Source organism: Sinorhizobium fredii NGR234, assembly GCF_000018545.1.
Classification (GTDB): domain Bacteria; phylum Pseudomonadota; class Alphaproteobacteria; order Rhizobiales; family Rhizobiaceae; genus Sinorhizobium; species Sinorhizobium fredii_A.
On record NC_012587.1, the window covers coordinates 1383819 to 1396943 of the forward strand.

Annotated in this window: 10 protein-coding genes; 8 read left to right on the forward strand and 2 right to left on the reverse strand. The window is 63.3% G+C overall.

Features of this window, described 5'->3' with window-relative positions; genetic code table 11:
• The first annotated feature begins 4 nt into the window (after positions 1-4).
• The gene (locus NGR_RS17995; RefSeq protein WP_012707901.1) at positions 5-886 is read left to right on the forward strand and encodes an LpxI family protein; all 882 of its coding nucleotides are present in this window, start codon (positions 5-7) and stop codon (positions 884-886) included.
• A complete protein-coding gene (lpxB, locus tag NGR_RS18000; protein WP_012707902.1) occupies positions 883-2067 on the forward strand; it encodes a lipid-A-disaccharide synthase in 1185 nt (394 codons plus the stop codon). The genes NGR_RS17995 and lpxB overlap by 4 nt, the downstream gene beginning before the upstream one ends.
• 30 nt (positions 2068-2097) lie before the next feature.
• Here the strand turns inward: lpxB and gltA are convergent, their stop codons facing one another.
• Entirely contained in the window at positions 2098-3387 is a 1290-nt protein-coding gene (gene gltA, locus NGR_RS18005; protein ID WP_012707903.1) for a citrate synthase, read from the reverse strand.
• A 316-nt stretch (positions 3388-3703) separates the two neighbouring features.
• Between gltA and NGR_RS18010 the strand changes: the two genes are divergently transcribed.
• The 6 genes from NGR_RS18010 to NGR_RS18035 all read left to right on the forward strand — a co-directional run bounded on the left by NGR_RS18010 (position 3704) and on the right by NGR_RS18035 (position 11295).
• Positions 3704-6151 (forward strand): ComEC/Rec2 family competence protein, encoded by a 2448-nt coding sequence (locus NGR_RS18010; RefSeq protein WP_012707904.1) that lies wholly within the window; start codon positions 3704-3706, stop codon positions 6149-6151.
• A gap of 179 nt (positions 6152-6330) precedes the next feature.
• Positions 6331-7281, forward strand: a complete 951-nt coding sequence (exbB, locus tag NGR_RS18015; RefSeq protein WP_012707905.1) for a tonB-system energizer ExbB — start codon at positions 6331-6333, stop codon at positions 7279-7281.
• 5 nt (positions 7282-7286) lie between these two features.
• Positions 7287-7712 carry a TonB system transport protein ExbD gene (gene exbD, locus NGR_RS18020; RefSeq protein ID WP_012707906.1) on the forward strand — a complete coding sequence of 142 codons (426 nt, stop codon included), beginning with the start codon at positions 7287-7289 and terminating at the stop codon, positions 7710-7712.
• A gap of 218 nt (positions 7713-7930) precedes the next feature.
• Positions 7931-8590: a protein-L-isoaspartate O-methyltransferase family protein gene (locus NGR_RS18025; RefSeq protein ID WP_012707907.1), complete on the forward strand. Its 660-nt coding sequence runs from the start codon at positions 7931-7933 to the stop codon at positions 8588-8590.
• Between the two features lie 283 nt (positions 8591-8873).
• The gene (gene tolC / locus NGR_RS18030) at positions 8874-10247 is read left to right on the forward strand and encodes an outer membrane channel protein TolC (RefSeq protein ID WP_164924292.1); all 1374 of its coding nucleotides are present in this window, start codon (positions 8874-8876) and stop codon (positions 10245-10247) included.
• 268 nt (positions 10248-10515) lie between these two features.
• Positions 10516-11295: a PopZ family protein gene (locus tag NGR_RS18035; protein WP_012707910.1), complete on the forward strand. Its 780-nt coding sequence runs from the start codon at positions 10516-10518 to the stop codon at positions 11293-11295.
• Between the two features lie 252 nt (positions 11296-11547).
• Here NGR_RS18035 and NGR_RS18040 read toward each other — a convergent pair whose 3' ends face one another.
• Positions 11548-12930: an IS1380-like element ISRsp7 family transposase gene (locus NGR_RS18040; protein ID WP_012706579.1), complete on the reverse strand. Its 1383-nt coding sequence runs from the start codon at positions 12928-12930 to the stop codon at positions 11548-11550.
• Positions 12931-13125: the final 195 nt, after the last annotated feature.

Here is a 13125-nt window from a genome sequence, read left to right on the forward strand (position 1 = left end):
GGCCATGGCCGTTTCGCACCTGCCGCGTACGAGCGGCAGGCTTGCCATCATCGCAGGCGCCGGCGCCCTCCCGCACCATGTGGCGGAGGCCGCCCGCCGGCAGGGAGAAGACCCGTTCATTATTGCGCTGTCGCGGGAGGCTGATGCCGATTGGAGCGGCTTCGACCACGCCACTCTGGCCATTGGTGATTTCGCCGCCATCAGCAAAGCCTTTGCGGCGGAGGGAATCGATCGGGTCGTGCTTTCCGGCGCGGTCCGGCGGCGGCCGGATTGGCGCGACATCCGCCCGACCCTGAAAACGCTGGCAAAAGTACCGAGCGTGCTCAGGACGCTGGTCTCCGGCGGAGACGACGCAGTCTTGCGCATGGCCATGGACCTGATCGAAGCAAGTGGCGCCCGGGTCATCGGCGCGCACGAGGTCGTTCCCGGCCTGCTTGCGGACATTGGCCCCATTGGAGAACACACGTCGACGGACGACGACCTGCGTGACATCGAGGCGGGTATCGCTGCCGCCAACGCCCTGGGGACGCTCGACGTCGGACAGGGGGCCGTCGCCATCGGGGGCAGGGTGGTGGCACTGGAAGGCGCCGAGGGAACCGACGCCATGCTGGCGCGGGTCGCCGAACTGAAGGCGGACGGCCGTGTGTCGAGCCGACGTCGCGGCGTTCTCGTCAAGCTCTGCAAGCCGCAACAGGACGAGCGTGCAGATCTGCCGTCGATCGGTCCCTCGACCGTGGCGGGCGCCGAAGCGGCAGGGCTCGCCGGCATAGCCGTCGAGGCCGGGCGCGCACTCGTCCTCGAACGGCCGGCGGTCATCGAGACGGCGAACCGAAGCGGTCTTTTCGTTCTGGGGATCGAGCGCAATGCTCGTGAGCGGCCGCGATGACAGGGCGGACCTACCGGCTGGCGATCATAGCCGGCGAGGTTTCCGGAGACCTGCTCGGCGCCGATCTGGTGCGCGCTCTTCGGGGGCGGATCGACGGGGCGATTGAACTCGTCGGGGTTGGTGGGGATGCGCTGGAGGCCGAGGGCCTTGTTTCCCTGTTCGATTATTCCGAACTGTCGATCATGGGCTTCTCGCAGGTCCTGGCACGCCTGCCGCAACTTCTCTTGCGCATAAGACAGACCGCCCGCGCCATTGCGGCGGCGCGCCCGGATGCCCTCGTCATCATCGACAGCCCCGATTTTACCCATCGTGTCGCCCGCCAGGTGCGCGCCGCCCTGCCTGATCTGCCGATCATCGACTATGTCTGTCCGAGCGTCTGGGCCTGGAAGCCGGAGCGGGCGCCCCGGATGCTCGGCTATGTCGACCATGTGCTTGCCGTGCTTCCCTTCGAGCCGGAGGTGATGGCAAAGCTCGGCGGGCCGCCGACCACCTATGTCGGCCATCGGCTCGCCTCGGACGCCAATCTGATCGCGGTTCGGGAGCACCGGCGTCAGAGGCAGCAGGTGGAGCAGGTGGAGGGAACCAGGACCTGTCTGCTGCTTCCGGGCTCGCGCGCCAGCGAGATCAGCCGCTTGCTGCCGGTCTTCGACGAAGCCGTCCTGGAAATCGCGGCACGCAATCCGGGCACCCGTTTCCTGCTGCCGACGGTACCGCGGCAGGAGCGGCGCGTGCGAGAGCTGACCGCAGCCTGGAAGGTTCAGCCGGAGATCTCCGTTGAGTCGGAAATGAAATGGCGAGCCTTCAGCGAGGCGGATACGGCGATCGCCGCTTCGGGCACGGTCATCCTCGAATTGGCCCTGGCAGGCGTTCCGGTTGTTTCGACCTATCGTGCGGACTGGCTGGTTACGCTCCTCCATGAAAAGATCCGCATCTGGACGGCGGCACTGCCGAACCTCATTGCCGATTTTCCGGTCGTTCCCGAATATTTCAACAAGTCCATTCGGCCCGGAACGCTCACCCGCTGGTTCGAGAGGCTTTCGCGCGACACGCCGCAGCGCGCCGCCATGCTTGACGGCTTCGCGATCGTGCAACAGCGCATGGCGACCGACAGCCCGCCGGGCGAGAAGGCGGCAGAAATCGTCCTCAGCTATCTCCAAAGCAAAAAGCCCGGCCATTCCTGACCGGGCTTTTTCAAAGGTGGGCTGTTGCGATCAGCGCTTGGAGATCGGCACGTAGTCGCGAAGCGGCGCGCCGACATAGAGCTGGCGCGGTCGGCCGATGCGCTGTTCCGGATCTTCGATCATCTCGTTCCACTGGGCGATCCAGCCGACGGTGCGGGCAAGCGCGAAGAGAACGGTGAACATCGTGGTGGGGAAGCCGAGTGCCTTCAGCGTGATGCCTGAGTAGAAGTCGATGTTCGGATAGAGCTTCTTCTCGATGAAGTACTCGTCGGTCAGCGCGATGCGCTCGAGCTCCATCGCCACTTCGAGGAGCGGATCGTCCTTGTGACCCAGTTCGGCCAGGACCTCGTGCGTCGTCTTCTGCATGATCTTCGCACGTGGATCATAGTGCTTATAGACCCGGTGACCGAAGCCCATCAGGCGGAACGGATCGTTCTTGTCCTTGGCCTTGGCGATATATTCCGGAATGCGATCGACAGTGCCGATCTCGGCGAGCATGTTGAGGGCCGCCTCGTTGGCGCCGCCGTGAGCGGGACCCCACAGGCAGGCAATGCCGGCGGCGATGCAGGCGAACGGGTTGGCACCCGACGAGCCGGCCAGGCGCACCGTCGAGGTCGAGGCGTTCTGCTCGTGGTCGGCGTGCAGGATGAAGATGCGGTCCATGGCGCGTGCCAGAACCGGGTTCACGACATATTCCTCGCAGGGTACGGCGAAGCACATGCGCAGGAAGTTCGCGGCGTAGTCGAGGTCGTTCTTCGGGTAAACGAAAGGCTGGCCGATGTGGTACTTGTAGGCCATTGCCGCGATCGTCGGCATCTTGGCGATCATGCGCAGCGAGGCGACCATGCGCTGATGCGGGTCGGTGATGTCGGTCGAGTCATGATAGAAGGCCGACAGCGCGCCGACGCAGCCGCACATGACGGCCATCGGATGGGCGTCGCGGCGGAAGCCGGTGAAGAACCGCGACATCTGTTCGTGAATCATCGTGTGATGCGTCACGCGATAGTCGAAGTCGTCCTTCTGCGCCTTCGTCGGCAGCTCGCCGTAGAGAAGGAGATAGCAGACTTCCAGGAAGTCGCCGTGATCGGCAAGCTGTTCGATCGGGTAGCCGCGGTGCAGCAGCACGCCCTCGTCGCCGTCGATATAGGTGATCTTCGATTCGCACGATGCCGTCGACGTGAAGCCGGGATCGTAAGTGAACATCTTGGTCTGCTTGTAAAGCGAGCCGATGTCCACCACGTCCGGACCGATGGATCCCGATCTCACTGGCAGGTCAGCTGCTTTTCCATCGATTGAGATTGTCGCGCTAGTTCCTGACATGGGACCCTCCGTCTTTTGGCGCTGTGGCACATCGTCCTATGCCACCAAATTAAGCGTTGCGAATTTGCTATATGATTTAGTTTCGACTGCCAAGCTGTACGAAAGGCAAATTGTGCGATGCGAAAATGTGCATATGGCGGCGCAACAAACACATGTTATGGCAATATATCCGCAAAGATCAATGATCGCTAATCTCGCGGTAAAGCCATGCGCGGTTAGCTCTGCCTATTTTTTCGGCAGCTAGTCTTCCGATTGCAATGCGGTTCCTTTGGTTGCAGGATCGGCGCAGGCAGCCAGAGGGGTAAAGCAGGGCGAAATGCGGGAGGGGCGGGGACCGGCGAGGCTGCGCGACGCGGAGCGCGGCGCATGGCGTCTATCAGGCCCCGTTGTGGTGCTCGATACTCGCGAACCCGTGCAGATCCAGGTGGCTCAAGATCCCCTTGTGCGGCTCGATCGCCGCTTTTCCGCCAGCCAACTTCGAACTTCGGCAGGCTCCATCGCCGATGGTCTACGCGCGAAGTTGCGCGAGGAAGATGATTTCGGCCATGGCTTCGTGTTGATTCCGGTGCTTCTGGCGCTTGGTGCGATCCTTTGGTTTTCCCTGCCGGAAGACGTCGGACCTGCCAAACTCGCAGCGCTGCTTTGCATTTTCGGCATATCTGCATTGTTCTGCCGGGGAGATTTGCGTGCGTGGCGGCCGCTCGCGCTCGCGCCAGCCATCCTCGTCGCCGGCATGCTGCTTGCCGCGATAGAGACGCGCCGTGTCGATACCGTCATCCTCGATGGTTCGGTGACGACGAATCTGCGTGGCACGGTGCTGTCGCGTGAGCCGGACGACAGAGGGCGCTGGCGCTACCTGGTCGAGATCGGCGGGACTTCGGGGCCGAAGCTTCGCAGGCCGCCCGGGAAAGCGACGCTTTTGGCACGCAGTCGGCACGAACCCTTTCCCATCGGTTCCGCCATCGAGGGCAAGGTTCGTCTCTCGCCGCCCTCCGGCCCGGCGCTGCCGGGTCTCAACGATTTCGCATTCGATGCCTATTTCAAAGGTGTGGGCGCCGTCGGCTTCTTCTACGGTGCGCCGCGCAGGCCAGGGGAGGGCGATGGCAGTCTCTCGCTCTCCCTTCAGATGGCCGCCCGCCTGGCGGCTTTGCGCGAAACGGTGGGCAATCGGATTCGTTCGGCGATCGGCGGCGATACCGGCGCCATCGCCGCAGCGCTGGTGACCGGTGAGGAACGCGCCATCAGCCGCGAGACCGTCGAGACATTGCGGGCCGCCGGGCTTTCGCACGTCCTTGCGATCTCCGGGCTTAACATGGTGCTGGCAGCCGGCACCTTCCTCATCGGCGCGCGAACGCTGCTGAGCCTCGTTCCAGGCCTTGCGGCGAGGCGCCCGATCAAGAAGTTTGCCGCCGCCGGCGCGCTCACCATGGTTTTCCTCTATATCCTGATTTCCGGTGGGGCGGTGTCGGCCCTCAGATCCTGGATCATGATCTCGATCATGCTCGTCGCCGTCCTTTTCGACCGCGTCTCCATCAGCCTGCGCAACGTCGCGCTTGCCGCCCTCATCATCATCGCATGGTCGCCCTCGGCCGTGGCCGGGCCCGGCTTTCAGATGTCCTTTGCCGCGACGCTGGCACTCGTCGCCGGCTATGCGCGCTGGCGGGACCATCGGCTGCGGAATGCGGATGCCAAGTCATCTCGACTGGGCCAAGTCTCCGGTCCCGTCGTCGCCACCGTCGCGACGTCGCTCATTGGCGGTCTCGCCACGGCCGTCTATGCGGCAGCGCACTTCCATCGGCTGCCCGCCTACGGGCTCCTCGCCAATGTCCTGACGACGCCGTTGATCGGCATTCTCATCATGCCGTTCGGGCTCTTTGCCATGCTGCTCATGCCCTTCGGGCTGGAACATTACCCCTTGATGGTGATGGGGCAGGGGCTGGATTGGATGCTTGGCGTCGCGCGCTATGTGGCGACGCTCGACGGCGAGTGGGTGACGGGTCGGATCGGCGTCACGGGTTTCTTCCTGCTCGCTTTCGGCGGAGTGTTGCTCTGCGTGCTGAGAACCCGACTCGCCTTCCTCGGCGCGGCACTCATCCTTCTGGGCGGGTCATCGATTGCGCTGGAACGCCAGGCGGTACGGCCATCGATTACGATATCCGAAGACGGCCAGTTGGTCGGGCTGATCGTGGGAGACGCGATCGGCACCAACAAGTCGCGGCCGCCGGAGTTCATCTTCTCGCAATGGCGACGGGCGCTTGCTCTCGACAGCCACGTCGCGCCGGTCGAGACGGCCGCCGGCGGCCGGAGCACCAATGATGTTGAACGCCGCCCGCCGCGGAATTCCGCGGGCACGCAACCGGTCGACGCAAGAGCGAGCGCGGCCGAAGCGGCGACGGCCTTGACCGCTGCGAAGCCGGGAAACTTTTCTTGCCGCAAGGGCGAGTGGTGCGTCGGTCGCAGCCGGGAGGGGTGGGCAGTAGCCGTCGTCGATGTGCCGGAGGTTTTCGCGGTGCTCTGCGGCCGTGTCGATCTGCTGATCGCCGCAACGCGGCGGACGCTGCCGGCCTGTTCGTCAGGCAAGTCGCTGGTCGTGACCGGTGCGACATTGCGACAGACTGGTGCGATCGAGATCTATGCCGATGCGGCGGCGCCTGAGCGCATGCGCATCGTAACGTCGTTCCCGTCGACGCAAAGGCCTTGGCAGCGGCACCGGCGCTATGACTGGCGCAGCGATAGTTTTTCCTCGGAACAGGCTGCGTTCTAGGAGGGATCAGGCATATAGCTTCGGTCTGGCGTTGCCACGCTGTTATTCATGATTATTATACTCCAGATATCCTTGTCATCCGAACCCGGTTTGTCGTAAGGAGCATGCCGGCGAGGAAAGCCTGGCTTGCCCGACGCGCCGAAGCCGATCGGGTCAGCGCACGATTTATGAGGAACGAGATGTCGAATCGGAGCCGACCGACTTTGAACATGCTGCTGGCGGCCACGCTCGCCATTCTCCTTTCCGGTCCGGCCGTGGTCGCCGCCCAGACGGCACCATCGGCGACGGTCGAAGCCCAGGCGGCGGTCCAGATGCCGGCTGAGGCTGCGGGCCAACCGGCCCCCATAACCGCGCCTCCGCCGGCCGAAGGCGGCGCGATCGCCGGCGCTCCGGTCCTTCCGCATGACCTGTCACCGGTCGGCATGTTCCTGGCCGCCGACATGGTCGTCAAAAGCGTGATGATCTCGCTCGCTCTTGCCTCTGTGGCCACCTGGGCGATTTTCTTGGTGAAGACCCTGGAGCTTGCCTTTGCGAAATCGCGGATGAAGCGTGCACTTCGCGTCCTTGCCGCAGCAAGGGGCTTGGCCGAGGTGGAACTCGACCGCAAGGCCGGAGCCGCGGGCCAGATGATCGCTGCCGCTGTCGATGAGGTCGCTCGTTCCGAGGCGGTCCTGGATCATGCCCCCGTAGCAGGCATCAAGGAGCGTGTCGCCTCGCTGCTTGCCCGCATCGAGGTCCGCGCCGGCAAGCGGATGAGCGCAGGCACCGGCATCCTGGCATCGATCGGTTCGGTCGGCCCCTTCGTCGGCCTGTTCGGCACGGTCTGGGGCATCATGAATTCCTTCATCGGCATCAGCAAAGCGCAAACGACCAATCTGGCGATTGTCGCGCCGGGTATCGCCGAAGCCCTGCTGGCAACCGCCATCGGCCTTGTCGCCGCCATCCCGGCAGTGGTGATCTACAATTACTTTGCCCGCTCGGTCGGGGGGTACAAGCTCGTCCTGGCGGATGCCGCCGCAGCGGTTGAAAGGCTGGTGAGCCGCGATCTCGACCATCGTCATGTCCGCAAGGCGCAACCGCGTCGCCAGGACGGCTACGGCGCCGATGCGTCGATCGCCAGGATCGGGTGAGGGCCATGGCTGGGCGTGTATCCGAAGACAGCGGCGATCTCGACGAGAACAGCGAGATCAACGTCACGCCGTTCATCGACGTGATGCTGGTTCTCCTGATCATCTTCATGGTGGCCGCCCCCCTGGCGACCGTCGACATGAAGGTGGATCTGCCGCAATCGGTCGCCGCGCCGACGCCGCGCGACGACAAGCCGGTCTTCGTGACGTTGAAGGCGGACCTCTCGCTCGCGATCGGCAATGAGGAGACGGCACGGGACGCCTTCGTCGCTGAGCTCGAGCGCATCACCAACGGAAGCAAGGAAACCCGCGTCCTGCTTCGCGCCGACCGACTGGTCGACTACGGCGAGTTGATGGCAGTCATGAACCTGATACAGGGAGCGGGCTACGGCAAGATAGCGCTCGTCGGGCTCGAGGCCGCACCCGGCCGCTGACGGCTCTCGCCGTACCAGTCGCCATCATCCAACCGCATCGAGCCGCCAGCCTTGCCCGCTGGCGGCTCTGCTTTTTGCGGTCCGAACGCCGCGGTCGCTTGAAACCGGCGGTGCGGCGAATTATGAGCTTAGGCAAGAGGCTGTCACGCAGCCAGGCTGAGATCGCGCGCAGGTTCCGGGTTGGCGGCGCCGCGCCCATTCGCACATGAGGCAGAATCATGAACTTCGAAGCAGCGCGCATTAAGATGGTGGACAACCAGATCCGAACGACGGATGTGACCTCCCATTCGGTTCTGACTGCCTTCCTCACCGTGCCACGCGAGGAATTCGTGCCGGCGAAGATGAAGGAACTGGCCTATATCGACACCGATATCGAGCTTGTCGGCGGGGCCGCGCCGCGCCACCTCATGGAGCCGTCTCCATTGGCGAAATTGCTGCAACTCGCCCGAATCAGCAAATCGGACAAGGTCCTCGAGATCGGTTCCGGGACGGGGTACGCTTCCGCCTTGCTGTCGCTGATCGCCGGCTCCGTGGTGGCGCTGGAAAGCGATGAGTCGCTGATTGCCGCAGCGACTGAAACGCTGGCGCGTCTCGGCTATGGCAACGCTGCGGTAACAAGCGGCGATCTCACCAAGGGATATGCAGCCGAAGCCCCCTATGACGTGATCTTTATCAACGGTGCGGTCGAAGCTATCCCAGCCCCGCTCTTCGAGCAGCTTCGTGATGGCGGTCGCCTCGTCGCCGTTGAAGGGTTTGGTAACGCCTCGCGTGCAAAACTCTACACGCGTGAATCGGGCAGGACTTCCGAGCGATCCGATTTCAACACGTCCGTGAAGCCGCTGCCTGGCTTCCATCGCGAGCGGTCGTTTATTTTCTGAGGTGCCTCTTATTGAGGCAACTCAGCATGCGCGTGTTAAGGCCAAATTCTGCAATGTTGCCAATCGGCAACGTATCATGTGTTTCTTTTTGAAATACCCCCCTCGAATGCAGTGTACGGTTGTCGTAAGTTCGAATCCGGGGTTCAAAGTGGAAAGAAGCGGTGATTTGCCCGCCGAGGGGCGGCAGGGCGCTTCGTCGCATTTGGATTGAGCGGGTCACCCATGGGGGATTTGATCCGCTGAAAATTGCCGGGCGCGTGCCGCTCGGCTGAACGGAGGGAAGATGGTGTCGATTGTCCGCAAAGCAGCCTTGTGGGCGGCTGTCTCGACCAGTGTATTGCTTGCGCCGCACGCTCTGCTCGCTGAGACGATCTCCGGGGCAATGGCCAAGGCCTACGGGAACAATCCGGATCTCAATGCCGCGCGTGCCGGTCTGCGTGCCACCGACGAAGGCGTTCCGATCGCCAAGTCCGGTTACCGCCCGCAGATTTCTGCCGCGGCGACCGGCACGCTGACACGCGTCGATCAGGAGAGAACGGGGACCCGCGATTTCCATGACGGGCAGGTCGGCATTTCGATCACCCAGACCATTTTCGACGGATTTCAGACCCTGAACAACGTCAGGGCAGCGCAATCGGACGTGTTCTCCGGCCGGGAGACGCTGAAGGCCAACGAGATCCAGATTCTTCTGGCCGCCGCCCAGTCCTATGCGAATATCGCCCGCGACCAGCAGATCGTCGCCATTCGTCGCCAGAACCTGGCCTTCCTCAGGGAGCAATTGAATGCTGCCCAGGCTCGCCTCGATGTCGGCGAGGGGACCCGGACCGACGTGAGCCAGGCTGATGCGGAACTCGCCAACGCCCAGTCGCTGCTCGTCACCGCAATTGCACAGTTGAAGCAGAGCGAAGCGGTCTATGTGCAGATCGTCGGCGACGCCCCGACGGGTATCCGGCAGCCGCGGCCGGCAACGAAGGCCATGCCGAGGTCGCTCGATCAGGCGGTTGCCACCGGCCTGCGGGAGAACCCGCAGATTCTCGCAGCGCAGTACAACGTCGATTCGGCTGGTTTCCAGGTGAAATCGGCCGAGGGCACGATGCTGCCCGGTGTCGTCCTACAGGGATCGGTGACGCGCAACACCGGCAATTCCGGGACAGCGGGTCTTGACGACACCACGGCGAGTGTTACCGCCCGCCTCGAAGTGCCGATCTATCAGGGCGGCGCTGAATACGGTCAGATCCGCCAGGCGAAGGAAGTCCTGGGTCAGCAACGCATTCTCGTCGATTCGGCGCGCGCATCGGTGCAGCAGACGGTCGTTTCCGCCCATGCGCAGCTCGAATCCGCGCTCGCCCGGATCACCGCAAGCCGGTCGCAGATTTCGGCCGCGAACCTTGCTTTGGAAGGCGTCATCGAAGAACGCAAGGTTGGCCAGCGCACCACCCTCGACGTGCTCGACTCGCAACAGGATGTTCTGGATGCCCAGGAAGCGCTTGCCGCCGCTCAGCGCGATGCTGTGGTGGCGAGCTACGCTCTGCTCGCGGCTATGGGCAAGCTGACCGTCAGGGACCAGGGACTGCAAGTGGCCGAGTACCGCCCCGAGCAGCACTACGAAGCCGTCAAGGACAAGTGGTTCGGCCTGCGTACCGTCGACGGGCGCTGAGGTTATCGAGCGTTGCTTTTCTTGAGCTGACGACTTCGGTTCAGGAAATCTGATCATATTGCAAAGAAATATCGCGCGCCCGTGATTGCCACGGGCGCGCGATTTGCTTTCGATGCTGCGGAACCTGCTGCAAAAAAACAAATCTGTGCAAGAATTTCCTCAACTGATTCGCGACATTTGTTTCGTTCGCGGACTCACATAAGGTCTTTCGAAATCGGCACGCGGACCGCTTCCGACACGCGCTTGTCCGCAGCAAACGAGGATTGAAATGGCACAGCTCAATGTCGCACGAGAACCTTCGATGGATGAGATCCTGGCATCCATTCGCAAGATCATCGAGAACAACGAGCCTGAGCTTGCCGGCGCAGGGCAAAGCTTCGAGGACGGTACGGACGACGCGATCGAATTGACGATCGACTCTGAAATCGATGCCGCGATATTCGATTCATCCGACACTCCCTCCCACATGTCGTCATCGAGCGCGGGGCCGGCCAGCATCGGCGCGGAAGTGCCGGCATCCTCTTCGTCGCCGCTTTCCCTTGCCGACGTGGCGGCACGGGTGCGCGCGGCCTCCGAGCGACATGCATCGCACTACGCCACCAAGGAGCCGACCAATGCCGAGCCGACCGGCCCGGTAGTGGACAGCCCGGTGATCACGCAGCGAATGGCGGCAGTTTCGTTTTCGAAAGCCCCCTCGGCTGCCGCCGAATCGGCGCCCGAGGGTGATTCGTCGCGCAGCCTTGCTGAAGAACCTGCGTCGATGTCCGCCGCGCCAGCGGCGCCGGCTCACTTGCCGGCTTTGGAAGCGGCGGAGAAGGGCGACAACGGCGGGGCGATCGTTTCACCGGCCGTCGGCCGTCAGGTGGCGCGTGCTTTTGATGACCTGGCGCACGCCGTGGACTACGGGCCGAGGCGCTCATTCGACGAGATTGCCGAGGCCATGCTTCGTCCGATGCTGCAGGAATGGCTCGACGACAACTTGCCGACGCTGGTCGAGAGACTGGTGCGCGAAGAAATCGAGCGGGTCGCACGCGGTCCCCGTCGCTGATCCGTTGCCGGAGGGCGGCTCGCAGCGCTCGAAAGAGCGACGAGGCGCCGGTCCTGATGCTTGCTTGGCGCCTGAGCTGTCTAGCCCGCTTCTCTCACCGCCTTTAGCGCCGGTGGCGCAACTCGGCCCGCCGGGACGCCTGTTTGGCGCTCCGGCTTCGAAGACGAACGGAGTCGGCGCCACTGTGAGCGGCGGGTCTGGGTTCGGCGATGTCTCCTGTTCTGGTTGCGGAAGGGTTTCAGGCCGGCGGCATCAGCGGGCCGCGGCACGTATTCGGGCGTGTGCCAGTGCAAATTCGTCGGCATAGGGACAGGCGGATGCCATCGCGATTTTGATGCGACGCACCGAGACGCGGACCTGGGCGCCGATCTTTAACAGCTTCAGCCGGATGGTGCCGCAGGTCGCCTCGGCGAGCCGCGTATGGGCAAGGCCAAGGCGGCGCAGGGCGCAGATCAGCACGTAGGCCAACGAGGCGAACCAGAGGCGCAGTTGATTGGCGTGCATGGTGTGGGCGCTGGTGCGGTCGGCGTAGAGATCGAGCTGGCATTCTTTGATGCGGTTCTCCATGTCACCGCGGGCGCAGTAGAGATCCTCGTAAAGCGTCTGTGCCGCCCAGCGCTCTGACTTAAGGGAGGTGACGATGAAGCGCGGATTGGCGCCCAGCAGCGTCCATTCCGCTTTTCCAACGACCCGCCGTCGTCGTGTCCAGCTGTCCTTGGTCGACCACAGGAAGTCGCGGAAGACGCGGGTCGCCTGGGCGCTTGCCTGGGATAACAGGCTTGCTTCCTCCATGGCCGGCGCGATTTGCCTTTCCAGCCGCGGGTTGCGAGCAAGGCCAAAGACATAGTCGACCTTGTTGGTCTCGCACCAGTCCATCAGTTCGTCGCGGGCGAAGCCGGAATCGGCGCGCAGGATGATGCGCACGTTTGGCCAGCTTTGGCGGATCTGCCCGATGATACGATCGATTTCGGCGACCGAGCCTGCGCTGGCGTCGATGTTCGAACGCCGTAGCTTGGCCGAAAGCAGGTGGCGGCCGCAGAAGATGTACAGCGGCAGATAGCAATAGCAGTTGTAATAGCCGTGAAAGAACCGACCCTCCTGGTGACCGTGCAGCGGATCATCGGTGGCGTCGAGATCGAGCACGATTTCCTCAGGCGGGCTGTCGTGCGCGTCCAGGAACAGCTCGATGAACAGCGCTTCCAGCGCTTGCCTGTCGTAAGCGATCTTGTGATAGCGCGTCGGCTGGCCGAGACGGCCGTGCTCCAGCCGGTTCAAGGTGGATTTGCCGGCAAGCACCGCACAGTCTTGCCGCTTCGGCGTCAGCCGCTCCGACAGAAGCGCGAGCACCGGGTCGTGGCGCAGCCTGTCGTGGTCATCGACATCCTCGTAGCCCAGCGCGATCGCCGCAACGCGCTGCCCGACCAGCGTGCGCACGCTGTGGACCGTGCACGTCGGATCGCGGTCATCAACGAAGCAAGCGGCCACCCGGTCGAACAGTCCGATGACCCCATCGACATGGCGAAGCAGCAGGGCGCCGGCATCCGAGGTGATCGCTCCGCCGTCGAAACCAGCTACCACTTTGTGACCGTCGAAGCCTTCAAATTCGAGCTGCTCGGCGATACAGTGTGTTTGCATCGGACCCCCTCAACGAATCTGATAACCCTTTGTAGCAAAAGAAGTTTCTCAGATTCGCGGGCCCGATGCACCTCTTACTTTGAGATATTCAGGCTAGCAAAGCCGCAACCAGAACACCTTTGAGTTGACACGACGGCGCTGCAATCGTTGCGGCTTTTTCCGTGTTTGTGTTGACTTGCGCGGGCCGTTCCGGTT

Excerpts from the sequence above, each read along its gene's own strand:
- NGR_RS17995 (WP_012707901.1), top strand. The coding sequence starts at position 5 with ATGGCCGTTTCGCACCTGCCGCGTACGAGCGGCAGGCTTGCCATCATC.
- lpxB (WP_012707902.1), top strand. The coding sequence starts at position 883 with ATGACAGGGCGGACCTACCGGCTGGCGATCATAGCCGGCGAGGTTTCC.
- gltA (WP_012707903.1), bottom strand. The coding sequence starts at position 3,387 with ATGTCAGGAACTAGCGCGACAATCTCAATCGATGGAAAAGCAGCTGAC.
- NGR_RS18010 (WP_012707904.1), top strand. The coding sequence starts at position 3,704 with ATGCGGGAGGGGCGGGGACCGGCGAGGCTGCGCGACGCGGAGCGCGGC.
- exbB (WP_012707905.1), top strand. The coding sequence starts at position 6,331 with ATGTCGAATCGGAGCCGACCGACTTTGAACATGCTGCTGGCGGCCACG.
- exbD (WP_012707906.1), top strand. The coding sequence starts at position 7,287 with ATGGCTGGGCGTGTATCCGAAGACAGCGGCGATCTCGACGAGAACAGC.
- NGR_RS18025 (WP_012707907.1), top strand. The coding sequence starts at position 7,931 with ATGAACTTCGAAGCAGCGCGCATTAAGATGGTGGACAACCAGATCCGA.
- tolC (WP_164924292.1), top strand. The coding sequence starts at position 8,874 with ATGGTGTCGATTGTCCGCAAAGCAGCCTTGTGGGCGGCTGTCTCGACC.
- NGR_RS18035 (WP_012707910.1), top strand. The coding sequence starts at position 10,516 with ATGGCACAGCTCAATGTCGCACGAGAACCTTCGATGGATGAGATCCTG.
- NGR_RS18040 (WP_012706579.1), bottom strand. The coding sequence starts at position 12,930 with ATGCAAACACACTGTATCGCCGAGCAGCTCGAATTTGAAGGCTTCGAC.